The organism is Catenulispora sp. EB89 (genome assembly GCF_041261445.1).
Taxonomy (GTDB): Bacteria; Actinomycetota; Actinomycetes; order Streptomycetales; family Catenulisporaceae; genus Catenulispora.
Map to the genome: position 1 here is coordinate 438,540 of NZ_JBGCCU010000006.1, position 24,920 is coordinate 463,459.

The window sequence follows — 24,920 nt, forward strand, 5'->3', positions numbered from 1 at the left end:
CGCGGTGGAAGCTCGCCGACCCCGACCGGTTACAGCCCTTGAGAAGCGCTGTGGTGTTGAGTATAGGTCGGAGTAGTCCAGCCGCCCTGAAGCTCTGAGCGGCTCGTCGCTGATGCCCACGAGGAAGGACCGTTGAGGGTGATCCCAGCCGGCGTCGAGCCCGTGAATGCCGCCGGTGTCGCCCGGATCCGCGGCGTCACGCTGGGAACACTGCGCAATACGCAAGTGCTCAAGGACGCCGGCTTCCCGAAGCCGCTCAACCCTCACCGCGGGCGGGACTACGTATGGGATCCGGCCGCGGTCGAGGCGCACATGGCTGGGCAGACTCCTCCCGTAGCGCCAGGGTCCTCCCCCGACGACCTACTCGACGACTTCGAAGCTGCGGCCGTGGTGGGCGTATCGGTCGACGTGTTCACGGACCAGGTCCTCCGCCTCGGTCTCACTGCACACAGCATCGAAGCGCACAACCTGCGCTACTGGCGCCGCGGGGACTTGGTGCAACGCCACGAGATGGCACCCGGCAAGCGTGGCAAACCGGCAGGCGCGAAGGACCTCACGCCAAGAAAGAAGCGAGGAACACCAGCGCCGGCGGCAAAGAAGGCGAACAAACAGGCGGCCTCGTTGGCCGCCCACCTGGCCGAGCTCGACGACGCAGGATCTGCGAGGCCTGACACGGCCGAGCTGGCCAGACGATACGACGTGAGCGCGCGGACCATTCAGCGGTGGCTCGCGCGCGAAGAAAGCTGAGGCGACAACCCAACCCGCCTGACTCCCATCGAAGAGCCGCTCGACCCTCTCGCCGGCGGTTGCGTCGGGTCGCAGCGCGGCGGTCGCGCTCCCGGCGGTCAGGGTGAGGCCGGCCGTGATGGTGACGGCCGCGGAGCCTCGATGCGACGACCGCCTCAATGAGCCCTCAACGGATCGCGATCGCCGCTTGGACCCCTCCCCCGTGATCTGGTTATCTACAGCCTTTGTGTGACCGATGACAGCTGACAGGCGATGGGGTGGGATCGTGGCAAGGCAAGATTCACGTTCGGTGACGGGCGCTTTGAAACGGGCACAAATGGTGGCGTTCAGCGTCGCGATGGCCGGTATGGTCGCCGGCTGTTCCAGCTCTGGAACTGCGGCCAGCGGTCCGGATCCGGGCACAACCACCTCGGTCTCAGCCACGCAGCCCGCGACGAGCTCTGCGGCTTCCGATTCCGCAACGCCGGGTGGGACGACAACGTCCGAATCCCAGACATCCGCACCCGCATCCACGTCCACAGCGTCGTCGCACACCGCACCATCGCGAGCCGCGAGCACGACCACGACCACCGCGACGTCAGCGGCCCCCGCCAAGACCTATGCCGTCGGCAAGACCACGACCTACGCGTCCTGGCTCGTCACAATCCAGTCCGTCCAGTTCCCCTACCCGACGAAGAGCACGACCTACAAGCCGTGGGCCGGCCAGGCCTACCTCCGCGTCTCGATCCAGGTGAAGAACATCAGCACCAAGACCGACAACTTCTCCCACATGGAACTGTCGATCTCCGACTCCTCGGGCATGAAGTACGTCAGCGACGGCCCCGGCGCCCAGGGTCTGCACCTCCCCGACTGCCAACTCGCCCCCGGCGCGTCCTGCGCAGGCGATGTCGTCTTCATGGTCCCCGCCAACCCCCACGGACTCGACGCCGTCGTGAGCGAGTTCGCAGTCGGCCCTGCTCCCGGCGTGGTCCCGCTTCCTCTCTGAGCCGCGGGAAATTCGAACTCCTAGTCGGTGGGCATTTACTGGGCAAAGTGCTGGGCATTTACTGGGCATCGGTGGTTAACTGATGCTATGACCAGGTCCTTCACGCTCACGAGGTGCCGCCAGTGACCACCGCGCCGCGGGCCTCGGGAGCGGTCCTGCGTGATCTGCTGCGTGGCGGGCTACCGCTGTCCGACTACGCGTCAGTCGATCCGGTCCTGCTCGATCTGCGCGGCGTCGTCGCGCGGGCCGCGTGGCCGGACGACCCCGCCAGCCGGCTGCGGGCCCTGGACTCGCTGCTTCGTTGGCAGCTCGCCCGTTTCACCCACCACCGCCTGGCCGTCCCGGCCCGCCTGCTGTTCGGCGCCGCCCCGGAGGCCAGGGGACTGACGCTGACCGAACGGCGAGAGAAGGCCGCGGCGTCAGCCGACTACGAAGTTCACCACTTCCGAAAGCGCATCGAGCCGGAGATCTGCGAACAGCTCGCGGACATGCTCAACGCTGACAGCGAGGACCTGCGCAGCCGAGCGATACCTCCGGCACTCGGCCAGGCTCGCAAGCCTCTGCGGCTGCCGGCCGACGTGTTCGCGTGGGAGGCCGCCGAGCACGAACAGGCGCTGTCCGTGCTGTGGTCCGGTGTCTACGCACTACGGGCCGCGTTGCTGGCCGCCGCAGTGGCCACCGGAACCGGCGGGCCGGACTCGGCACAAGCGGTCGATGCCGCCCGCACTGCATTGTGGCGGCTGGCCCAGACCCTGAACGCGGCCGCCGCATACGCGGTCGCATATGGGCCGAGCGTGCTCGGGGCTGATCCGCCGACCGAGCCTGAGGAGTTGGCGTTGCTGGCCGGCTGGTACCCCGTCCTCACCGATGAACTCGCCGCCGAACTGGCGGCAGCTGCCTCCGGGTCCGACCAGCCCGAGCAGTTCTGGACCGCCGTCCAAGCCGGCTCCGCCGCCGCCGGAGCGAACTCCTGGTGCACAGACCTGGCCGCTTCAGCGGCCGCCGAAGAAGGAGCTTCCTGATGGACCTCGCCGCACTGATCGACCCGTCTGGACCACCCCGCCGCTACGTGATCACCGGCGGGCCGTCCGCCGGCAAGGAGGCCGTGCTCGACGAGCTGGCCACCCGCGCCATCCCCGCCACCGAGGGTGAGCCGGCCCGCGAGATCTACCGCGCGCACCGCGAACGCCTGGGCCGTCACCTCCAGGTCGGGGACCGCCGCGAGTACTCCCGTGAAGTCCTCGCAGCGTTTGTCCAGGAATACACCGCCCACAAGCACGGCCTGCGGTTCTACAACCGCGGCATCCCCGACGGCTACGGCTGGGACGCCTTCTTCGGCCTGTCGCCATACCCGGAGTTGGAGGAGGCCGCCAGGATCTACCGCTACGACGCCGTGTTCGTCCTGGACCCGCTGGATTCCTTCAACGCGGAGGACGACCTGGTGTTCGCCCAAGACCGGGAGATCCGTCGCGTCCATGAACTGATCGTTCAGGGCTACTACGACACCGGCTACCGCCCGATCTTCATCCCCGCCGACGACCCCGCCAAGCGCGTCGACCAGATCCTCGCCAACGTTTCCGCACCCACCGCCTAGCAGCGCAGGAGATCGCTCGTGGCCCTCGAACAGACCGTGGAGATCGTCAGCCCGAACAACGTCCTGGCCAACGCGATGCTGCGCAGCATCGACATGATCCGGCCTCGCCTGCAGGCATCCCGGCCCGAGCGCGTCGCGTTCTGTGTCGGCACGCAGATCAACGGCGCGCCGCACTTGGGCACCTCTTTGGTGCAAACCGCCGCGTTCCTACTGGCCAAAGCCGCCAAGCGCACCTTCAACGTCGATGCCATAGTCCGCTTCGGCGCGCTCGACAACGCCCCCTACGACGTCGTCCTGGACCCCGAGACGCACCACGCCTACCAGCAGACCTACCACCACGCCCTGGGCGCGCCCGCTGTCGATGGCCTGATCGAGCAGTACTACCGGGCCTTCTTCGACTCCCTCGCCGACGCCACCGGCGTCGACTACGAAGTCGAGACCTACACCACCCAGCAAGCCGACCCCGTGTTCCGGTACGAGTTCCTGGCGACCCTAGGCCATCTGGAAACAATCCGTTGGCCACTGGCCCCCTCACACGGCCAGGTCCACCTACGCTTCCCGTGTCCGGCGTGCGGCTGGGCCGAGAAGCGAGCCGAACGCACGCGCCTGGTTGCCGCCGGCTCCGGCGGCGCCGACTTCGCCGCGGTCTGCACCGACCACGGCGACTACAAGGTCACCATCACCCCGGACAGTCACGCCTACCTGGACTTGGCCACCCTGTACCGGAACCTCGTCAAGGAGCGCGTGGCAGCCCGCGACGCTGTGACACTGTCAGTCATGATCAAAGGTGGCGACTGGGCCTTCGGCTGCCAACTGGTCGACGAGGCCTTCACCCAGCTGCCCGGCCTCACACCGCCGCCGCGCGTGTTCACTCCCATGGTGCTGACCGACACCGGTGCGAAACTGTCCAAGTCCCTGATCCGGGAGGGCCGGATGGCCCCACCGCCCGGCGCCCGTCCCTGGATGCTGGACGCGACCGCCTGGACCGGCGCCGTCGACGACTACGTCGACGCGATGGTCTGGCTCGTCGGCCGCGTGCTGTCGGACCCGAAACACTTCTACCGCTCGTACACGACCCTGGAGATCGACCGCCTGATGAACGCCCGCCCTGACACCGAGACCGGCGTGCGCGCCCGCGAGATGAACCTCTACCGGCGCTACTTCGACCTGGTCGCCTCCGGCCGCAAGACCATCGAGGTCCGGGTCCAGTACCCCAACCTGCGCAGCCTGGCCGCCGGCGACCACATCCGCTTCATCTGCGGCACCGACGACGCCCTGACGCGCGTCAAGCGCGTCGCCCGCTACACCTCCTTCGAGCAGATGCTCGACACCGAAGGCCCGGCACGCGTCAACCCCGACAGCCCGCGCGAGCAACAACTCGCCAACATCCGCCGGATCTACGGCCCGGAGAAGGAAGCCCTCGGCGTCCTGGCCATCGAGATTGAACTCGTCTGACAGACGCCGGCGTCGTCTGCAAGTTGCGGCAGCGCTTGTCGATGAGTTCGACAGGGCCTGCTTGGCTCTCCGGCAGCGGCGCGATAACCGGTTGCGCCTCAGCAGCTGCCTCGCCACCTTGGCCTGGTGACAACACACGATCTCGGCAGGGTCGAACGGATCGGTGACACGGTGCACCGACCGGTGGGGCCATGGACTCCGGCGATCCATGGGTTGCTTCGCCATCTTGAGGCAGTCGGCTACGAGCAGGCGCCCCGTGTTCTCGGGTTTGATGAGCAGGGGCGCGAGGTTCTGACCTGGATCGGTGGCGAGTCCGGCCCGGACGGCTGGGCCAAGGTCATCGGCGACCGTGGGCTGATCGCGTTCGCGCGCCTGTTGCGCGACTACCACGATGCCGTCGCCGGGTACCGTCCTACTGAGACGACCTGCTGGTCGACCACGACCGCGGCCCCAGCGGACGATGAGGTGGTCTGCCATGGAGACTTCGGTCCCTGGAACATCGTCTGGCACGGCGATCGGCCAGTCGGAGTCATCGACTGGGACCACGCTCGTCCGGCGCAGCGCCGGCATGATGTCGCCTACGCCCTCGAATACGTCGCGCCATTCCGCGACGATGCCGAGTGCCTGCGCTGGCTCCGCTATCCCGAGCCGCCCGATCGGCGCCGCCGCCTTGAGGTGTTCGCTGGCGCCTACGGCCTGACCGACACCACGGGTCTCGTCGATGCCGTCATCACCGTTCAAGAAGAGGGCATCGACGCTGTTCGGCGCTTGGCCGAGCAGGGCCACGAGCCCCAGGCCACCTGGGTGGCTGAAGGACATTTGGAGGAGCTTCGAGCGCGTGTCGCGTGGAGCCGGGCCAACCGGCGTCTGATCGACTGACGGATCCTGCCGGTCTTTCGGCCACGCCAGTTACTGGTGGGTGCCGGGATCGAGCTTCGCGAGCCAGCGCGGGGCAGCCACTACTTCGGCGGTCCTGTGGCTCCGCTCGACCTCGTCCTGCGCTCCGTAGAAGCCGACCAGAGCGGCTTCGAGTTGCTTCCCACCCTCCGCAAGCATCACCGAGTCTCGGTGGTGACTGCGGCCTGGTGAACACCCAATGGGGCGAACTTCGCCGTGTCGGCGTCCATAGAATGAGGTTTACATATTCCGCGCTGCCTAGCGTGCCACTGTGCCACCCGAACTGTCTCCGGAGAACGCGACTCTCCTCGTGGTCTCAGTCATCTGGCTTGCGATGGAGTTCCGGCAGAGCCGACGGACCCGCCCCACCGCCGAAAAAGCCCAGGACCGCTGCGGCAGGGTCCTCACCTTCGCCCCTGTAACCGGCGTTGTCACGGGGGCCGTCCTGTCATGGATCGTGCCGGAGGCCGCAATCCGTCCCTCGTGGCTGATTGCTCCGATTGGGCTCGGAGCAATGGGCTGCGGCGCCGCCTTGCGTTTGTGGTGCTTCCAGACACTGGGCGACTACTTCACCTTCGAGCTGATGACCAGCAGCGACCAGGCCGTCATCACCTCCGGCCCGTACAGAATCGTCAGGCACCCGAGTTATGCCGGCCTCGTCCTGGTGTTGGTGGGCTCAGTAACGCTGATGTCGAATTGGCTGTCGCTCGGCGTCGCAGCCGTGGCGACCGTGGTCTTCCTCACCGCAGCGATCAAGGTGGAGGAAGAGGTTCTGCACCGCGAACTGGGTGATGCCTACCGGACATACGCAGCGGCCACTCCCCATCGGCTGATCCCCTTCGTTTGGTGACCGCCGTACCTAGGCTGAGGGTTCGCCGCGAGACCGCGACTGCGTTAGCGCACATGAACAACTTGCCATATATTTCTACTAACACACCTTTTGCAGACAATCTGAACATGGGCCCGCTACGCGGGACGCGGTGACACAGCCGACTCGCGAAGGGCGGTGATCCGATCGTGATGACGATCCACAAGATCACCGCCGGGGACGGCTATACCTACCTGACCAGGCAAGTAGCCGCCGGAGACAGCAGCCCACAGAGGGGCAAGTCAGCGGCCGAGTACTACACCGAAACCGGCAACCCGCCGGGATCATGGATGGGGTCGGGACTACAGAGTCTCGGCGTATCCGGCCAGGTCTCAGAAGCACAGATGACGGCGCTGTACGGGCAGGGCCTGCACCCGAACGCCGCCGCCATCATCGCGAACTACCAGCGCGAGAACGTCACAGCCGAGATGTCGGAACGGCAGCTTAAGAAGGTCAACGAGCAGGCGCGGAAGGCAGCCGGCCTCGGCCGGCCATTCCCCGAGTACCAGGATCTCGGCCCCTTCGACGATCGCGTGTCGGCCAGGCTGGAAGCAATCCAGACCGAAGTCGGCCGTGCACCGACAGCGGCCGAGGAGAAGAAGGTCCGGCGGGAGGAAGCCCGGCGCCAGCGGCGGGCTGTGGCTGGCTTCGATCTGGTCTTCACACCGGTGTCTTCAGTCTCGCGGCTGTGGGGTCTCGATCCCCGTCCGTGGGTCCGCGGGGCGATCGAGCAGGCACACCGCGCAGCCCGAGACGCCGCCTTGAAACTGCTCGAAGAGCACGCCGCGTACACCCGTACCGGCTCATCCGGACAGGCACAGATCGAGACACATGGACTGATCGCCGCCGTCTTCGACCACGCGGACAACCGACTGGGAGAGCCGAACCTCCACTCACACGTCGCAGTCTCCAGCAAGGTCCTCGGGACCAACGGAAAGTGGCAGGCACTCGACGCCCGCAGCCTGTACCGGATGACGGTGGCGGCCTCCGAGCTCTACAACACCGTGCTGGAGAACGAGCTGCACGCCCGCCTCGGACTCGAATTCGAGACCCGTCCGGACACCGTGGGAAAGCGCGAGCCTGTGCGCGAGATCAGAGGCTTCCCTGCGCAGGTGCTGTCGCATTTCACCCGCCGGCGAACCGACATCGAGGTCGAGTACCAGCGCCTGGTGGCCGAGTTCCGCGCGGCGCATGGACGCGATCCGACACTGCCGGCGGCGCACGAACTCGCTCAGCAAGCGACGTTGGCGACCCGCAAGGGCAAAAAGCCACCACGAGCGTGGGCCCTGATGCGGGACGAGTGGCGCGACGACCTGATAGCGACCTTCGGTCCGCGTGCCCTCGCCGGAGTGAGCGCGGTCGTCCCCACGCGCGGCCGCCGCAGACCGCGGCCCATCACCAGCGCCGAGCTGGATGTGGCAGATGTCGCCAGGCGAGTGGTGGCCGAAGTCCAAGAGCACCACGCGACGTGGACCCGCTGGAGCGTATTCGCACAGGCGCAGCGAGAGCTGCGCGGAACGCGGTTCACGACGCCAGCCGAGCAGGAGTTCGCCGTCACCGCGGTCGTGGATGCGGCGCTGTCCAGGTGGTCGATCTCCACCGAGCCGCCGGAGCTGGTGGCTGAGCCGACGGCGCTGCGCCGCTCGGACGGGTCGTCGGTGTTCGTCCAACACGGCGCCGAACGCTTCACCAGCCAAGCCGTTCTGGACGCCGAGGCCCGGCTGGTCGGCGCCGCCGGATATCGCACCACGGTCGGGGTGGACGGGGAGACCACCGACCGGGTGCTGGCCACTCACGAGCAGCAGACCGGCGACGATCTCGACGCGGGTCAGCGAGCGCTGGTGAAGGCATTCGCGTGCGACGGACGGTTGCTGCTGGCCGGAATCGGCCCAGCCGGAGCTGGCAAAACCACCGCTATGAAGGCTCTGACCACCGTAATCGGCGCTGGAAGGAGCGGGCGGCTGGTGCCGTTGGCGACCTCGGCATCGGCGGCCGGGGTCTTGGCTGCGGAGCTGGGAACCGGAGCCGAAAACCTGCACAAGTTCCTGTGGGAATGGAGGAAAGGACCGCACGCCAAGGCCCTGGCTGCCGGACGGAAGGTACCGCGGGGGAAGGAGTTCTTCGCCCTGAACCCGGGCGACACCGTCTTGGTGGACGAGGCCGGCATGGCCGGCACCTTGAACCTCGACCGGCTCGTGACCATCGCCGCCCAACATGGTGCCGCCGTGCGCCTGCTAGGCGACTACCGGCAGCTTGGCGCTGTCGAATCCGGTGGAGCCCTGAGGCTCATCGCGAACGAGTCCGGAGCGGTGGAGTTGTCGACCCTGTACCGGTTCGAGGACCCCTTCGAAGCAGAGGCAACACTCAAGATCCGTGTCGGCGACACCGCCGGGCTCGACTTCTACCAGGATGCCGGACGGATTCAGCACGGGTCGCGTCAGGGCATGACCGAGCAGGCGTACGCCGGCTGGAAGACCGACATGCTCGCCGGCCGCAACGCTCTCATGGTCGCCGCGGCCAACGCCGATGTGGCCGAACTGTGCGCTCGGGCTCGTGCCGACCGGGTCGCCGCCGGACAGGTCGAAGCTGACGGCGTGCGCTTGCACGACGGCAACCTCGCGGGCACACGGGACCTAATCGTGACCCGCGACAACGACCGCCGGCTCCGCTCCGGGACACGCGACTTCGTGAAGAATGGCGATGCCTGGGAAGTGGTCGAACGCCACGCCAACGGCGCCCTGACCGTCGAGCACCTGGAGCACCACGGGCGTGTGTCGCTCCCGCCGGAGTACGTCGCCGCCAACGTCGAACTGCTCTACGCCACCACCGCCCACCGTGCCCAGGGTTCAACAGTGGACACCTGCCACGCACTGATAACCGAGGAGATGGGACGGGAGAACTTCTACGTCATCGCCTCCCGGGCCCGGCACGGCACGGTCTTGTATGTCGCCACTCATGAGCTCGCGAGCTTGGACGAAGACGAGCATGTAGACGCCGTGAAGTTCGACGCGGACGCCTACGTCGCCCGCGAGATCCTCGAACACGTGGTGGCTCGTGAGACTGCCGAGCTGTCAGCGACCGAGCAGATCCGAGCCTCGTTCGCCGAAGCCGAATCGCTGTTCAGCCTCGTACCGCGATACGACCACGCACTCGATGTCGCAACCGACTCCCACTACCGGCAGGTAGTCGAGAAGGTGCTGCCAGATCTGGCCGAGTCGATCATCAGCGATCCGGCATGGCACGCGGCCCTGCGGGCACTTCGCGATGCCGACGCTGGCGGATGGGACGTCTCGGCCCTTCTCGGTAGGACCGCACGCAAGCGCGAGTTGGCCACCGCAGACTCGCTTGCTCAAGTCATTTCGTGGCGTCTACGCCAGGTCATCGAGACGGAATCGGCGCCGCTCACCGATGGCTCCGACGAGATCCGCTATCGCTCCGTCCTCGCCGAGGTCGCCCCGGCCCTGGCATCTGGAGTCGATTCGGCTCCTCCGGCGACGGTCCCGGCTCCGGGTGCACCTGGCGACGATTCCGACCGGCTGTACGAGCGCGCCGTCTATAGAGCTCTGGGAACCGTCCGCACCGAACAGGCTCGCGTGGAAGACACCTGGCCGGCACTGCTGCTCGCGCTACGGCGCGCCGACGCCCTCGGGGCGGACGCCACCGAAGTTCTGGAAGCCGTGACCTGCCGCAGAACACTCCGTCTCGGAGCCTCGATCTGTCAATCCGCCGCCTTGGCCGTCCACCGCTACCTTGACGCGAGAACCACCAGTACGACCGACGACTCGCGCTCAGCTTGGCGACGGATCACGCATGCGCTGACGCGGCTCGAAGAGGCCGGCACCGAACCCGAAGCCGCGTTGACCGAGGCCATCATGAGCCTCCAAGCCGGCGCGGACAGCGTCGCCCTTAGCACCTTGGCCAAGCTCCTGGAGTCGGCTGCGCGTCGTGCGGAAGACCCCCTCCTACCTGCCTGGCTCCGCAGCGCGCGACCGGTCGCCGCTCCGCAGTGGCGCCCGTATCTGGACGCGCGAGCCGAACTGATCCGCCGTCGCGTCGACCAGCTGGCCCAAACCGCCGTGGCCGAACGACCCACCTGGACCGCGCACCTCAGCATGGAACCCACCGACCCGGCCCAGCGCGAAACCTGGCTGAACCACGTCGCCGCCATAGCCGCCTACCGCGACCAGTACCAGGTCGCAGACGACGACCCGTCCGCTCTCGGCCCATATCCCGAGAGCGGACGGGTCGGCCATCGCGCCTACTGGATCGCTGCCGCGTCCCTCCTGGCCCTACGTGGCACCAGTCCGACCGCAGACCCGAGCTGGGGGCGACTGGCCGCCGACCGCTACCGGACTCTGGACATCGAGGAGCAGAACCGCATCGCCGCCGAACTCGCCAACCGACTCGGCCGAAACTGGCTCGGAGACAACCGCGAGCCGGCTGTCGACGCCGACCAGCCTGTCTACCACCAGAAACTCGCCGCCATCCTCGTCGAGCACGGACACCTGGACATCCCCGAACCCAGCCTCGCCAGCCAGCCCACACCAAGGACGCCGAGCGCCCGCGGTCGTGCCAAGCAGCGCCACCGCCGCTCGATCCACCCAAATCCGCAGCAGCAGCTGCCTAGAATCCCCGAGATCATCGAGTCGCCAGAAAGCCGGTCGGGCACCTTCGCTCAGCGCCCGCCCCAGACCGCGCCGGACCAGCCACGTAGGCCAGAGGCAGGACGTTAAGGTCGTGCAGGCTGGGTCCGAGTCGCCGTGATTCAGCTACGCCGTACGGCCTTGCTCAACCCAGCGCCGAACACGAGGCATCAGGAGCAAGCCGAGCTCGGCGGCAACGAGAACAAGGTGCCAAAACGCCCACTGGTTGCTCTGGCCGGTATGAACGACGTTGAAGATCGCCAAACCGTCCAACACTGCCACGACGGAGACAAGAGCCAGCAAGACGTTCCATGCGACTTCTCCACCCCGCCAGATTCGCCACACCAAATAGCCGCTCAAGAGAGCCCAAAGAACGACAGTTGCATTAAGCGATGACGGATAGGCGGTTGACATATACTGCACAGCTTCTAGCGCGGCGATTCCTAGAATCGGCCAGGTCGGCCGGTGCGGAGCAAACACGGTTAGCGGAGCACCGAGTGAGTCGGTCATTGGGCTTCACCTTCGCTAGATCGCCGTTCAACCTACATCCAAAGAACGGCCCCCGCTGCGAAGCGGGGGCCGTCGGGTTACTAGCCGCAGCTCCCGCCGTCGCCATCACTGCTGTAGCACGTGGCGCCATCGCCACGGGTCTCCCCACGCAGCACGTGACCCGCGTGGATCGGGAATCCCTTGACAATGGCAGTGACCTGGAAGTCCTGCGTCATCCCGAATCCTTGGCCACTCGTGAAGGCGGGGATCTGCCCGTACCACGAACATTCGTCGGCGCCGGTCGATAGCGTGACGTCCCCGCCAACAGCCCAGTTGTCCTGACAGTCCGGGTTCCCGTTCGGCGTGGCACCGAACGTGTACCGGTTGTTGTAGATCCCTTCGATGTCGCTCCAACCCCAGGTGATCTTCTCGCCCCAGAACTTTCCACCGTAGGCGTCGGTCTCCGACACCCAGGTGGCGTGCGCAGCCTGCGGGCTTGCCACGCCCAAGGCGCTGGAAGCAGCACGATGCACGGTGGTGTGGACTGCGCACACCTTCTCCGCCGCCTCAGTCAGGTTGGCCGTCGTCTGCGCCGACGCCGGAAGCTGGCTCTTCACGTCGTCGACGCACCGAACCGGCGAACCCGTCACTGAAGCGATTGAGCTCACAGACAGCGTCTGCGATGCGGCCGACGCCGCCCCCGTACTGATGATTCCAGCTGCAAGCAACATGCTGAGAGCTGCGCCTGCGCGCAGTACCATGTTCGGTGTCCTCACGGACCCCTCCCCTTCACGAGTGGACGGACAGTGGGGATCTTCGGCGGTCGGGTGTCCTACCACCCGGCCGCCCCCATGTCAGGGCCCTGCGACCCATGTGCAGTGATCCTTCCAGCACCGAACGTCATTGTCAACGGATCATAACGGCCTCTTGATCTGCATCATTTGACATGCTAAAGAAGGCACCCAGCACAACACGTATGAATCGCGCGTAGAGCCGCTATCCAAGATCGAAATACGGCACATCCGCGTGATTTGCATCACACATAACGCTGCGGTTTAAAGATCCACCGCCCCGTAGGCCAAAGCAGGCGTCAAACGCTCTACCGACAGACCTCGTAGTGCCGCGCGGGCTTTCGCGACACCGCGAGCAAGGACCTGGTTTTCCGTCGCCGCTGAGGCTCCAGCAGGCTGGGCTTCTCGGCAGGATCGGCATAGGCCCGGAGTCGGAGCCGGAACGCCGCACCCTTCGCACTCGGGCCGCAGCGGGACCACGCAGCGCTCAAGGGGCATCTTGGCAACGAGTCGCGTCTCGACGAACCGCGCCGGGTGGTGGACTCCAGCCCGCGGCAGTCCGGAGGTCAATGAACTGGCGATGTGCAGCTCTGAGGCGCCGCGACGCCGCCATTCAGCCACCAAGGGCGCTAACCGCAGTACGTCGGTCCATCCCAACGCCAACCGTGGCTCCGCCCGCAACACGCGGGCAAGCAGTTGGGCAGCGCTAGCTTGCGTCTTCTCGTTGAGGTTTTTGTTGGGCCCGTTATCCCCGCCTTCGGCGGCCGGCGTCGGGCGGGTGGGTTCTTCAACCCGTTCCTTCACGGGGTGATCGCCGTCTGGGCTGACCGCCAGCGCACCGGAGGCCGGGAACCCGGCGTTCGGCTCACGCTGCGACGACGCTCCCTCTGGCCTGTCGAAGACCTCTACCTCGGTGTAGATGTGCCCGTCGGGCGTGCGCTTCTTGGTCCGGGTGAGGTAGCCGAGCTTCTCCAGCTCCCGCATCGCGGAAGCCACACGCTCCCGACCCTCCGGTGTTCGTTCCGAGAGCGTCCGGATGTCGTCGCGCTTCCCGTCAGGCTGGGAGAGCAGGTAGGCGAGGATGCCGCGAGCGCAGAAGCTCAAGCGGCTGTCGCGGAGAACTTCGTTGCCCAACGTCGTAAAAAAGCGTTCGCGCGCGCTACGATGGATTCGCATTCGGGAGCCCTTTACTCCTGGTGCCACGCCCCGGCGGTGTTGGTAGCACCGGCCGGGGTACTTGCTTCTCAGCTGCCGAAGATAGTACCCACGGGGCACTCCGGGTTGCAGAATCTCGCATCCCCATAAGGTCGCACGCTCAGATTTCACCCGATCGCGTGAAGGCGCTTCAGCTCGGCCGGCACATGCCGAATGCGATATCGCGCGGCCGGCCGAGAGCAGGCTTCAGAAGCCCGCCAGAAGTTCGTCCTTCGCCGCCGCGAGCGCGGAATGGACCTCGGCCCACGGGAACGTGGCAGCCCCTGGCCTCCCCGAGGCCGGCAGTGGGAGGGCGGCCCGATCGAGCACGAAACGCACTCCAGCCTCGGCAAGCAGCTCGACGCTTCGAGGGAAGGCTGGATGCTTGACGAGCTCCTGGTTCGGCCAGGGCGCCAAGATGACGGGCTTCCCCATGCCGATGGCTTCGTTGATCAAACCCAGCGCCAACGTGTCAGAGATGCCAGCGGCTACCTTGTTGACGGTGTTGAAGGTCGCCGGCGCAACAACGAAGGCATCTGCATCCGGCAAGACATCGGGCTCGTTAGGCTTCTTATAGTCATCGCGAACGGGATAGCCGGTCAGCTCCTGCAGCAGAACGGCGTCAAGAAACCGTATTCCCATCCGGGTCCCAATCACGCAGACGTCCCATCCCTCACCCTGCGCATGCCTCACGAGATCCGGCATGAGCTCCGACGGGTAGCCACCGCAACCGATGGCGTAAAGAACGGGCTTCTTCGGCAAGACAGTGTCCTTCCAACCGCACGGCCATAAATAATCAGGGCACGAGGGTTCCGGGGCGGACGTCGCGCATCGTAACATCGGAACCACCTACCGTTAACTATGCCCCGGGTGGTGTCCCATGCCGTCGTCCGAGAAGCGTAGCGCCGACCCGCTCACCACTGGCGAACGTGTGAAGTGGCACCGGGAACGACGCGGCATGCGACGCAAGGCCCTGGCCGAGTTGGTCGGGAGATCCGAGGAATGGCTCCGGCTACTCGAGGTCGAGGGACGCGGCGCGGAACGGCTCTCCAATCTGGTCGACATCGCGCGTGCGCTCGGCATGAGCGACGCCTCGATGCTCGTCGGCTTCGAACTCCGCCCCCGCGGCACAGCAGGAGTACCTGAGCATCCTGCGGTCGCCGAGGTACGCCTCGCCCTGAGCCTCGCTCTCCTCGCGCCGGCAGCCGATGGCCCGCGATGCACCATGCGCTCGCTGCAGGAGCGCGTTCAGCACGCGTGGAATGGCTGGCGAATGTCGCGAGCGCAATACATCGCGCTTGGCGCCGTGCTGCCGGACCTGCTCACCGACGCTATCGCGCTGGCGCATTGGGCGCCGGAAATCGAGCATCGAGCAGCACACAAACTGCTCACGCATGTCTACCTACTCGCCCAACGCTTCGCATTCTGCGTAAGCGCGACGTCACTCGCGACTCGCTGCACTGATCGCGCGCTCCTGGCTGCCGACCAGGCCGATGATCCGGAGCTGCTGGCTCTCGCCGGCTGGGCCGCCGCCATGACGTCGCTCGCCGCCGATGAACCCGGTGAGGCCGCGGCGATCGCACTTTGCGCGAGAGAGCACGTCTCCGGCACGAGCACCCCCCGTGAAGCTGCGCTGCGCGGCTCCCTCCTGCTCTTCGCCGCGATCGGCGCCGCACGTGTCTGTCGCCCCGCCGATGCATGGAGGTACTGGGACGAGGCGGCCAGGATCGCCGAGCAGTTGCATCATGGCTACCAGCATCCGCATACGCAGTTCAGCAGCGCGAACGTGGCGGTCTACGGCGTGGCCCTGCACGTCGAAACCGGCAACGCGATCGTGGCGGCGGACAAGGCCGCCCGCCTCGATCCCAGCAAGATCCCGTCGACGAATCGCCGGGCCCAGCACTTCATCGACGTAGCGCGCAGCCACCATCGGGCCGGCAACGCCGCTCAGGTGCTCCCGGCCTTGCTAGCTTCCGTCGCCGAGTCCCGCGAGACCATCGTCTACAGCTCCGACGCCCGAGACCTGGTTCTGGCTCAGGTCCGCGCCTCCAAGCCCGACCAGGTACCGCAGCTGGCCCAGCTCGCTCACCTGCTCGACATCGCGTAGGTATCAGTCTCAGACCACCCAACACTTTGTTGGATCGACCGAGGTAGACAGCTCTTACCGTCAAGAACGGGATACGGCACACAACCCGCCGCGAATCCCAACGTTCGAAGAACGACGGAGGAGCGGATGCAGGCAACGCTTCTGGCGCTGACGGTCTGGTGCTACGGCTACTACCCCACACGGTCGGTCGCCCGCGGACGGCACGCGTCCCGAACACCGTCGAAGGCGTCGCTCTTCTGCGCCGCGCAATTGCTGACGGCTTCGCTCCTATGGGGACGCGCTGGCCGGCAGCAGTGCGCCAATTCGGGCCGTCATCGCGTCTCGGAGCACCGAGTACGACGGACGACCTCCACGGTGCCGCCGAGGCCGCATTCGCATGCCCGTGGCCACGACCCGGCGTTCTGGCGTCACCAGCAAATCAAGTCTCGGTCCTCACGATCAAGGATGGGTGCTCATGGCTGACAGCGCGAAGGACAGAATCCTGGAAAGAATCATGGAAGAAGGCCACACAGACAGCTACGGCACGTTGCTGTACCTGGTGGCGGTCATAGGAGTCGACCCGATGGCGCTCGGCCCGGCCAACTCCGTCGAGCTCACCACGTGGTCCGGACACCTCGACGGCTTGAAGGGCTCACTGCTCTGTCTGGCGATGTATGAGCGCAAAAGCACGCCGCAGAAGGCTGCGGAGACTGTCGACCGACACCTCGTGGAAGCCGCGGCCGACCTCAGGCGCGGCGATAGCGCTGGAAGCGCGGGGTGAACCATGTCGTACTGGTCCAGGGATTTCGCGGGGCTACCCGAGCACCTGACGGAAGTACGGGAGTTCACGCGCATCGTTGCCGGCGACCGTGAAGGCGCCGATCTGGTGGAGATGGTCGCGTCGGAATTGGCCGGCAACGCGATCCAGCACAGCGAAAGTGGCGGACCCGGTGGGAAGTTCACGATTCAAGTCGCGGACTTCCACGACAGATGGCACGTCCGCGTGATCGACGAAGGCGGGCCTCGAGTGCCGCACCTATGCGAACTCACGTCGATAGAAAGCGCCGAAGACCTCGACACGCTCGGCGATGAGGTCGAGGCCGGACGTGGTCTGGCGATGGTCGCAGCGGTGTCGTCGGCATGGGGGGTGGTCGGTGATCGGAAGGCGCACGAGGTGTGGGCGGAGATCATGGCATCGGGAAGGACGACGGTGGGAACTGCCCGTGGACGTCTCTAGAAGCACCGCCATCGTCGCTCAGAGGCGAGAAGCGCAGTCTCGGACTCTTCAGGTCGACGACGCTGCGAGGCGGACATACGCACGGATGATCAGGCATCTGCGATCCGTCCGAGAAGAAGCGGATCTTTCCCAGAACGCGCTTGCTGAAGGACTGCCGTTCAGGGGACGCGCGATCTCCGAGTGGGAGACCGGAGCCGTCGAGCCGACCTTGGAGCACCTGATGCAGTTGGCGCAGAAGCTCGGCAGCTACCTGGTGATCCTCGGCCTGTCCGGCGACCTGCGAACGCACCCGATACGGCGGCCTGCTGGCGATTCCTGGCAGGTTTTCGAGCGAAGGCGCCTGGCCCTTCCGTTGCGCAACCGCCGCTTAGCTCTGGGGCTGTCGCAGGATGGACTCGGCTTTCACGTCGGCGTCAGCCGGGACTCGATCCAACGATGGGAGCTCGCACGTGTACCTCCGCGGCCGATGGCGCTGATCGTTTGGGCGCAGAAGCTTGGGTACAGCCTCTCCATACGGAGCATGAGCCAGTACGACGGCGGAAACGCGACCTGTTCTGACAACCTGACCCACGGGCTCACCAACGCGGGCCCCTTGCCGATTCCCGTGGGGACGCCAGCGGCTGGTTTCGCATCGGGTTGTCCTGCTGACCACGTGGGACGTTGACGCCACGAGGACTACGCGGAACAGAATCAGTCCCGGACGGCTGACCCAGCCTTGTCTGAGCAAGTCGGGCGACCTCCTGTGCCCTCGCTTGAAGCGCTCGCGCCTCCGCGCCCTGCTGCGCGGAGGGCGCGTTGGAGGAAGCCACCGGTCCCGGAACAAGGCTGGGGCCAGCAACTGGATGCCCATCGACGCCGGTGGCGCGAAGGGCGGAAGCATGACCCTCAGCCGCTCTGGCAAGGGCAGCGAGTGCACTCGGAGCGCCGGCGTGAACATCCTGCGCGGCTCGACGGCTGAGTGCGTCCGCATGGTCGGAGATGGCGTCAGCGCTGCGGGCGACCACCGCACGGATTCCCGGGTCCTGGACCTGACGGGCGAGCGTGTTGACCGTTCCCCAGAGAGCTGAGATGCGTTGCCACTCGTAGGTGGCGGCGTGTGCACGTACCTGGCCGCGCGCGTTGATGTACGCCTCGCGCAGGCCCGCCAACGACTCGACACGAGGTTGCCGTGGACCACGTCGTTCGAGGCGGTCGGCGGCGCGGGTGGCCAGGTTCGCGATGCCGAGGGCAGCCCGGGTCGCGAGCGCGTTCAGAGGTCCGCGGACGCGGATGTCGGCAGACAGCTCAGCCCAATACCTGCCAGCGACTGCCTTGACCGTGTCCCAGAGGTTCCGCATCGCATCGCGGATGGTGCTGATGCCCGTCCATTCCGGAGCGTCGGCAGGGATGCCCGCTATCCGGGCGTCGTCATACGCAGCGTCCACCGGTACCAGAACGTCGTCGTCGTCGGCCGGAGGCTCGACGGCGGGTGCCGATTCGTCAGCCGTGGTGCCGGCACTGTTGCCCTGGCCGTCCCTGGCGACGGTCTGGGCGACAAGCCTGGCTGCCTCGTCCATCGCAGGCTCAAGACCGTCGGCCCCGTCGCGATCGGTCCAGTCGAGCAGGACCTGATGAGCGTCCTCGAAGCTGGCGCGAAGATCGCTCCGGATGTCTTCGAAGTCGTCGGGAGGCGCTGTGGCGCCCTCCGGTTCGATGACTGTCTCCGGCGATGCGTCCGGTGTGCTGGTCATGACGTCGTCCTTAGGCTGGGGGCGGCTCTGCGGAAACGGATCTCGGTCGGGAATGGAGCGCGGTCGGCTGATACCGGCGGCAAGGCCGGACGCGATGGTGTTCGCGGCCTCGCCAGGTGACAGGCCGGCCCGCTCAGCCGCGCGGCGCAGTTCGTCGGCGGCATCGCTCTGGTGCAGGACGCCGCCGCCGACGAGCCGACCCATCCGGAACGCTTCCCTGTTTAGCGTGTCGTTGCGCGTCCCCTCCGAAGCTGTGGCAACGGTGTCGGCGGACCGGCTGAGAGCCGTGTCGCCGTACGCGCTGCGGCGTCGGTCAGCGATGGGGGCGCGGGGAAGAGCCGGCGCCGGGTCCGCAACCACCCTTCGCTTCGAGAGTTCGTCCACAATCCAGGCGGGCAGCGACGCCACAGCCGCCTCGCTCTCGACGCGGTAGTCGCTTCCTTCGAAGACGGAGCCGGGCGCCACGATGAAGCCACCGTGGCCACGGGTGTCGATCAGTGGACCGAGGCCAGCGGTCGGGCTGCCGGCGGTGTTGCGCAGCGCGGCGCCTTCGGGCTGGCGGAAGTAGAGATGACGACCGCCCCGAGCGCTGGCGACAGTGAAGGTGTCGGGCAGCTGGCGACCGCCCGCCAACGCCGTCAGCGTTTGCTGGCCGTGCAGCGGTCCACCAGGCTTCTTCGCCTTGTCCAGATCGATGACGAACAGGTTCGACGGGCCGCAGGCGACGGCGATGTTCGCGCTGGGTACCGCGGTCCACCAACGGGCGATCATCTCGGGATCAGTGCTCGCCTGGTTCTCCCAGTCATTGAGCATCGGCTTCTTGGTGCCTGGCTTGAGCGGGAAGACGTGGAATCCCTGGTCGGCCAAGGCGAGCGCGTGTTCAAGCATCTCCGATCGCTCCTCTGCTGGGGACTGCTGAGGGGTACGGGGCGCCGGCGGAAGCGCGGGTCGCGGCTCCGGCTCCGGCTCCGGCTCCGGCTCCGGCTCCGGCTCCGGCTCCGGCGGCAGCGTGCGCGGTTCGGGCTCCGATGTGAATCCGGGCTTGGACTGCATCGGTTCCGGCGCAGGAGCTTGTTCCGCTGGGCCGGGCGGCCGCCCCGGCACTCCGGGCAGCACTTCGACAGGCGACCCTGGCTCGGCAACAGACTCTGCGGCGACATCAGGCCGTCCCGGGGCTGCCGGCTCCCGGTCTTCGTCGCCAGCGCGGATTTGTTCTTCGGTCGCGCCCAGGGCCGCCGGTTCGTGCTCCGCATCCGCTCGCGAAACAACGGCAGACATGGCCGTAAGCATTCGACGAAACAGCACGTCTCTCTCACTGTCCGCACCGACCCCAGCAGCCTTCTCCGCTGCGCGCTCGACTCGGTTTCGACGCGCTTCCTCGTCCTTCTGGGCCTGCTCGCGGATCGCCACATCGAGCGCCGCGCGACGTGCGCGCGCCTCGTCCAGGGCCGCTTGGTCGGCAAACGGCTGACCGATGGCGGCTTCGTTCTCAGCGATCCGCTGCTGAAGCACTTCGATGTTCGCCCGCGTCGCGGCGGCTGTTTGGTGCGCGCTGTCGACCGCACCCGCGATGGCGTCACGAATGCGCCACTGCTGTCCCTTGGCTGTCCAGGCGGCATTCAGCGGAACGTCCAGCCGCCGGTTGTCGCCGGTGACGATGCGCGCAGAGAGCAGTTGCTCCAACCCGTTCCGGGTGCAGGCGAAACCGATCGTCATACCGCGCCACAGCACCTCGCGGTCGCAGTAGCCATTGGCGATGGTGGACTCGGCCAGCGCTCCGAGGACCGCGGGCACGTCTTCCGACGAGATCGCGTTTCCGTCAGCACCGCGCCACAGCGACTCAGCGCCGTAGGCCGCGGCGAACTGAGCGACGCTGTCCAGCGCCTGGCAGCTGGTCGCCGCTGCGGAGGCCTGCATGGTGAAGGTCTGGATGTCAGCGCGGAGTCGACGCTGGTTGCGCTGATGGCTGGACGCCAGGCTTGCGAGGCTCTTGACCTTGACATTCAGCTCGTTCAGCTCGGCGAGCATCGGATTGCCGGTGGCGACAGCCTTGATCTGACCGTAGTCCAGCGCGACGTCGCCGATGTCCTCGACCGTGCGCGCGGTGACCTGACCGGAGAGGATCGGACGCAGGGTCCTCTCCTTGCGTTCGAGGGTCTGCCACATGAAGGCGTCGAAGGAGTCCTGCGTGACGTAGCGGTAGATATCCACGTTCAAGTTCAGGTTCTTCGGTCTCCAGACGCGTCCCTCACGCTGCTCCACCTGATCAGGCCGCCAGGGGGCGTCGACATGGTGCAGCGCGATGGCGCGGCGCTGGACGTTGACACCGACTCCGAGCTTGTCGGTGGACCCGAGCAGGACATTGATCTCGCCCTTGTTGCACTGGTCGAAGAGCACCAGGCGCTGAGCGTCGGTGGCGACCTCGTGGATGAAGCGGATGCTCCGCGCCGGCACGCCAGCGACGATCAGCTGGTGGCGAAGGATCCCGTAGACCTGGTTTCCCTTGTCCTTGTTCGGTGTGCCGAGGTCGCAGAAGACCAGCTGCAGCCGACCCCGCACACCCGAACCGTGGCCGGCGAGCTCGAGGTCCTTCGTCTCGTGGTAGATGCGAGCGACGTTCGCCGCGACGGCGCCGACCTTGCCAGGGCCCTCAGATTCGAGGCCGACGAGAGATTCGTGAAGCGCGACCTTGCGACCGTCGGAGCAGATCTTGAGCATGTTGTCGACGTTGGCCGGCACTCCCCCGGCGCGGATGTCATCCGCCCGGTCCGCCAGATCATGCACATAGTCGCGCACGACGTCAGAAGCATCGACGACCACGATGTGCCGTTGGGCATCGGGCCGCACGACGGGAAAGGCTTCGGGAGCGCGCAGCTCGGCGAACTCGGCGACGGTGTGCATCAGCTCGGGGATGTTGATGATCTCGACCGGCCGACGGTTGAGCCGGAATCCGCCGTCCGGGGTAATCTCGACTCCCGTGCCGAAGCGCACGAACTGCGCTGCCCATGCATCTGCCGAGGCCAGCCCGAGCTCCTCCAGACGATGCGGCTGAAGGTAGTGCTGGAGAACGTACAGTTCGAGCAGCGAGTTGGAGACCGGAGTGCCGGTAAAGCCGGTGACCACGGGCTGGCCGGGATGCCGGCTGCGCTGCCAACTCAGCTTCATGTCCAGGTCTTGGGCACGCTTGGATCCGTTGACCGCGAAGCCGTCGGTGTGCACCGGGACACCGAGGTTCTTGAAGTAGTGCATCTCGTCGACGAGCAGATAGTCAGTGCCAAGATGCTCGAAGAAGACCCCGTCATCGGTGGCGTGGTTCAGCAGCGTTTTGGCTTGCGCATCCAGGTTGTCGACCATCTTGGCGATCTGCTTGATCTTGCGTGGCTCGGCGCCCTCCGCCTTGGCCGAGATCAACGCACTTCTGTAGTCCGCAGCGAGCGTCGTCACGTACTCGGCCTTGACCGTCGGGTGGACAGGCATCGAGGTGAACGAGGGGTGAGACATGACCACCGCGTCCCAGTCCTCCATCGCACAGCGCGCGGCGAACAGCTTCCGGCCACGGGCCGTCGCAAGATCCTCCTTGCCCGCCATGAGGATGCGGGCGTTGGGAAACAGGCGCTTGCCGTCGCGGGCGATCTGCTCAAGCGTGGACGGCACCACGATGATCAGCGGCTTGGACGCCAGCCCCAAGGCCTTGAGCTTGATGGCGGCCATGAACATGGTCGCCGTCTTGCCGGTGCCCACCGGGTACGGACACAGCGCGTCCTCCCCCGAGATCATCCGGGCGACCATGTCGCGCTGGTGCGAATACGGCTCGAACTCGGCGTCCAGACCGGGGAAGGTCAGGTGAGCACCGTCGTACTTCCTGGGCACGACGGCGTTGAAGACCTGGTTGTAGGCGTGGGTCAGACGGTCGGCGCGATCGGGGTCTTCCCGCCACCAGTTGGCGAACCGGGCAGCGATGGCGTCGAGACGGTCGTTCGCAGCGATGGTCTCGTCCTGGTTGCGCACCCGCTTGTCGTCGATGACGTCGTAGACAACAGGGGCCTTACCGTTGAGACCGTATTCGAGGAGCCGATAGGCATTAAGCCGGAACGTCCCCCAGTCAGTGGTAGCTGCTGTGGACTCCTCCGCTCGCCGACTGGCGGTCACACTCCAGGTGCTGGTGCGTGGCTCACGCCAGATGCGTACGGGGAACCCAAGTAGTTCTCGAGCGAACTCCTGCACATCGGCGGCTGGTATCCACGGCGCGCCGAGGTTGGCCTCAATCTGCTCAGGTTCGAGGTCCGCGGGGATGACGGCTTCGAGGGCCGCGATGTTGCGCTGGAAACGATCCTCGCCGCGGGCGACGGCCGTCTTCGCCTGCCTCAACTTGATCCGCACATTCCCGGTCAAGTACTCGTCAGCCGGCGCCCAGGCGTCGGTGTCTGGGTCGATGAACGCGACTTCGGCGATTTGCCGCGCTGCCTCCTCGGCGTCCATTCCGAGTAGCGCAGCCACGCGTCCAAAATCGAAGCGACCGAGCTCGTCACGGCACAGTGCGATGGCTTCAGCCGGACTTTCGGCGTGAGCGGCCCGCTCGCGCGGCCGGTTGACGCGACGCGTGAGCAGAGCGGCCTTGACCGCGGTGCGGGTGTCGTCGTCGAAGTTCTCCAGGGCGAGAACCGTGACGAAGTCCGGGTCACGGCGGAACCCGCCCATTGCCGGCCGGCGCCGCGAGGAAGTCACTGAGCCGTCTTCGTCGGGCTTCCCCTCTACGACCGTGTATCGGTTGAGGTACCCGTGCGCTTTGACGTAAGTGTCGTAGAGACGTGCCGCTTTGGCGCGAAGTGGAGCAAGGTCTTCGTCAGTCCGGCTGTGATCGGACTCGGCGTCCAACAGGGCTAGAGCTGCGTCGCGGAGCGCGACAAGCTTCGGCAACTCCTTGCCGGGCCGCTCAACCACGACGAGCGCACCTTCGACGACTTCGTGCACCACACCCTCGACCAGATGGAACGAGCCTTCCTTCTTGCCGTCGGCACGCATCTCGAAGGGGGCGGTCTCACGGGTGATCGGCGAGGCTCCGACGTCTACCCGCCACCGCCGGCCCTCCTCGGTCGCCCGGCGCACGATTTCACTCCCAGCGGCCGCCATCGCGAGCTCAACGGGCGGGTCGTCCGGACGGGCATCGACCCGCAGAGTCCGGCCCCAGCGCGGCGCGCTGTCTTCGGCCAGCTCACCGAGCACCATGTTCGGGTTCGACAGAAAGTAGTTGTTGACCTGCTGACCGCCGACCGACGCACTGGTTGTGATCCACTGATCCTGATCGGGAAGAGGCTGCTCGCCGGCGCGACGACGGCGCAGCACCAGAACGTCGACGAGGGGTTCTGTGCCGCCGGAGGTGAGAGCGTCGTTGGGCAGGCGTATCGCACCGAGCAGGTCGGCCTCGTGCGCTATCAGGGCCCGGGCCATCTGGCCGGTGCTCCCGGCGGCGTCCAGGGTGTACCGCGAGGTGACCAGCACCGCGACGCCACCAGGTCGCAACGTCTTCACCGAGCGGTAGATGAAGTAGTTGTGCAGGTTCGCAGTTAGTTCGCGCGGCGTGGTCGGGTCGTAGACCTTGGTCTCGCCGAACGGCACGTTGCCCAACACCGCGTCCATGCCGTACGACGGCAGCGACGTCTCCTCCAGTCTCTGGGCATGGATCGTGGCCTCAGGGTGCAGGACGCGAGCGATGGCGGCCGTGGTGGGGTCGCGTTCGATACCGGTCCACGCCGCGGGTATGTCGTCGGGGGTGCCGGCGATGAAGGCGCCGGCTCCGCAACCTGGCTCGAGGATCTTCCCACCGGCGAATCCGAGGTCGGTGAGGATCCGCCAGCATGCCGACGTGATCTGCGGCGGCGTGTAGAAGGCGTTATAGGTCGCCTGAACTCCGTGATTGTAATGATCTTTCGGCAGCAGGAAGGCGATACGCTCGCCGATCTCCTTCCAGCTGCCGGTTCGCGAACGCTCCAGAGCCGGGGCGAGCGGGCCCCAGCCGGACCATCCGCGCAGGATCGTGAGGTCTCCCGACGTCGGAGATTTGTGCGGAGCCTGGCGTATCCGGTCCAGCCGTTCCAGCGCGGCCAGGCTGGCGCGAGCGCGTGTAATCGGACCGATGTCCGCGGTCTGGGTGGCGGTGGATTCGGCCATGGTGCGGCCTCCGTGTGGTGCGGTCCGGCGGCGAGC

At 66.6% G+C, this 24,920-nt stretch carries 16 protein-coding genes and 1 pseudogene; 12 read left to right on the top strand and 5 right to left on the bottom strand.

Annotated features, from left to right (window positions below):
* Positions 1-138 precede the first annotated feature (138 nt).
* From ABH920_RS16350 to mobF, 8 genes and pseudogenes are all read left to right on the top strand, one after another.
* Positions 139-747 (top strand): hypothetical protein, encoded by a 609-nt coding sequence (locus ABH920_RS16350; RefSeq protein WP_370349829.1) that lies wholly within the window; start codon positions 139-141, stop codon positions 745-747.
* Positions 748-1,063: 316 nt separating this feature from the next.
* Positions 1,064-1,732: a DUF4352 domain-containing protein gene (locus ABH920_RS16355; protein ID WP_370349830.1), complete on the top strand. Its 669-nt coding sequence runs from the start codon at positions 1,064-1,066 to the stop codon at positions 1,730-1,732.
* A gap of 122 nt (positions 1,733-1,854) precedes the next feature.
* The gene (locus ABH920_RS16360; protein WP_370349831.1) at positions 1,855-2,754 is read left to right on the top strand and encodes a hypothetical protein; all 900 of its coding nucleotides are present in this window, start codon (positions 1,855-1,857) and stop codon (positions 2,752-2,754) included.
* Positions 2,754-3,326 carry an AAA family ATPase gene (locus ABH920_RS16365; protein ID WP_370349832.1) on the top strand — a complete coding sequence of 191 codons (573 nt, stop codon included), beginning with the start codon at positions 2,754-2,756 and terminating at the stop codon, positions 3,324-3,326. The genes ABH920_RS16360 and ABH920_RS16365 overlap by 1 nt, the downstream gene beginning before the upstream one ends.
* Positions 3,327-4,421: 1,095 nt before the next feature.
* Positions 4,422-4,781 (top strand): ASCH domain-containing protein, encoded by a 360-nt coding sequence (locus ABH920_RS16370; RefSeq protein WP_194893755.1) that lies wholly within the window; start codon positions 4,422-4,424, stop codon positions 4,779-4,781.
* A 126-nt stretch (positions 4,782-4,907) separates the two neighbouring features.
* Positions 4,908-5,660: an aminoglycoside phosphotransferase family protein gene (locus ABH920_RS16375; RefSeq protein ID WP_370349833.1), complete on the top strand. Its 753-nt coding sequence runs from the start codon at positions 4,908-4,910 to the stop codon at positions 5,658-5,660.
* A 289-nt stretch (positions 5,661-5,949) separates the two neighbouring features.
* The gene (locus tag ABH920_RS16380; RefSeq protein WP_370349834.1) at positions 5,950-6,528 is read left to right on the top strand and encodes an isoprenylcysteine carboxylmethyltransferase family protein; all 579 of its coding nucleotides are present in this window, start codon (positions 5,950-5,952) and stop codon (positions 6,526-6,528) included.
* A 170-nt stretch (positions 6,529-6,698) separates the two neighbouring features.
* Positions 6,699-8,969 (top strand): annotated as a pseudogene (gene mobF / locus ABH920_RS16385) (MobF family relaxase); the annotation flags it as partial.
* Between the two features lie 2,346 nt (positions 8,970-11,315).
* Here the strand turns inward: mobF and ABH920_RS16390 are convergent.
* From ABH920_RS16390 to ABH920_RS16405, 4 genes are all read right to left on the bottom strand, one after another.
* Positions 11,316-11,699 (bottom strand): hypothetical protein, encoded by a 384-nt coding sequence (locus ABH920_RS16390; protein WP_370349835.1) that lies wholly within the window; start codon positions 11,697-11,699, stop codon positions 11,316-11,318.
* Positions 11,700-11,779: 80 nt separating this feature from the next.
* On the bottom strand, positions 11,780-12,454 hold the full coding sequence (locus ABH920_RS16395) for a hypothetical protein (protein WP_370349836.1): 675 nt from the start codon (positions 12,452-12,454) through the stop codon (positions 11,780-11,782).
* Between the two features lie 279 nt (positions 12,455-12,733).
* A complete protein-coding gene (locus ABH920_RS16400) occupies positions 12,734-13,645 on the bottom strand; it encodes a helix-turn-helix domain-containing protein (protein WP_370349837.1) in 912 nt (303 codons plus the stop codon).
* A gap of 225 nt (positions 13,646-13,870) precedes the next feature.
* On the bottom strand, positions 13,871-14,425 hold the full coding sequence (locus ABH920_RS16405) for a flavoprotein (protein WP_370349838.1): 555 nt from the start codon (positions 14,423-14,425) through the stop codon (positions 13,871-13,873).
* Between the two features lie 118 nt (positions 14,426-14,543).
* Between ABH920_RS16405 and ABH920_RS16410 the strand changes: the two genes are divergently transcribed.
* From ABH920_RS16410 to ABH920_RS16425, 4 genes are all read left to right on the top strand, one after another.
* Complete coding sequence (locus ABH920_RS16410) at positions 14,544-15,770, top strand: helix-turn-helix domain-containing protein (RefSeq protein WP_370349839.1); 1,227 nt, start codon at positions 14,544-14,546, stop codon at positions 15,768-15,770.
* Positions 15,771-16,224: 454 nt separating this feature from the next.
* Entirely contained in the window at positions 16,225-16,530 is a 306-nt protein-coding gene (locus tag ABH920_RS16415; protein ID WP_370349840.1) for a hypothetical protein, read from the top strand.
* A gap of 3 nt (positions 16,531-16,533) precedes the next feature.
* Positions 16,534-16,986, top strand: a complete 453-nt coding sequence (locus ABH920_RS16420) for an ATP-binding protein (RefSeq protein ID WP_370349841.1) — start codon at positions 16,534-16,536, stop codon at positions 16,984-16,986.
* 85 nt (positions 16,987-17,071) lie between these two features.
* Positions 17,072-17,650 carry a helix-turn-helix domain-containing protein gene (locus ABH920_RS16425; protein WP_370349842.1) on the top strand — a complete coding sequence of 193 codons (579 nt, stop codon included), beginning with the start codon at positions 17,072-17,074 and terminating at the stop codon, positions 17,648-17,650.
* On the opposite strand, the gene ABH920_RS16430 is transcribed toward ABH920_RS16425, so the two are convergent.
* Positions 17,562-24,884 carry a bifunctional DNA primase/polymerase gene (locus ABH920_RS16430; protein ID WP_370349843.1) on the bottom strand — a complete coding sequence of 2,441 codons (7,323 nt, stop codon included), beginning with the start codon at positions 24,882-24,884 and terminating at the stop codon, positions 17,562-17,564. The two genes, ABH920_RS16425 and ABH920_RS16430, sit on opposite strands and share 89 nt — an antisense overlap.
* Positions 24,885-24,920: the final 36 nt, after the last annotated feature.

Coding starts and splice junctions, on each gene's coding strand:
- ABH920_RS16410 (WP_370349839.1), top strand. CDS start 14,544: ATGCCGTCGTCCGAGAAGCGTAGCGCCGACCCGCTCACCACTGGCGAA.
- ABH920_RS16400 (WP_370349837.1), bottom strand. CDS start 13,645: ATGCGAATCCATCGTAGCGCGCGCGAACGCTTTTTTACGACGTTGGGC.
- ABH920_RS16425 (WP_370349842.1), top strand. CDS start 17,072: ATGATCAGGCATCTGCGATCCGTCCGAGAAGAAGCGGATCTTTCCCAG.
- ABH920_RS16430 (WP_370349843.1), bottom strand. CDS start 24,884: ATGGCCGAATCCACCGCCACCCAGACCGCGGACATCGGTCCGATTACA.
- ABH920_RS16420 (WP_370349841.1), top strand. CDS start 16,534: ATGTCGTACTGGTCCAGGGATTTCGCGGGGCTACCCGAGCACCTGACG.
- ABH920_RS16415 (WP_370349840.1), top strand. CDS start 16,225: ATGGCTGACAGCGCGAAGGACAGAATCCTGGAAAGAATCATGGAAGAA.
- ABH920_RS16355 (WP_370349830.1), top strand. CDS start 1,064: ATGGTGGCGTTCAGCGTCGCGATGGCCGGTATGGTCGCCGGCTGTTCC.
- ABH920_RS16370 (WP_194893755.1), top strand. CDS start 4,422: ATGAACGCCCGCCCTGACACCGAGACCGGCGTGCGCGCCCGCGAGATG.
- ABH920_RS16365 (WP_370349832.1), top strand. CDS start 2,754: ATGGACCTCGCCGCACTGATCGACCCGTCTGGACCACCCCGCCGCTAC.
- ABH920_RS16390 (WP_370349835.1), bottom strand. CDS start 11,699: ATGACCGACTCACTCGGTGCTCCGCTAACCGTGTTTGCTCCGCACCGG.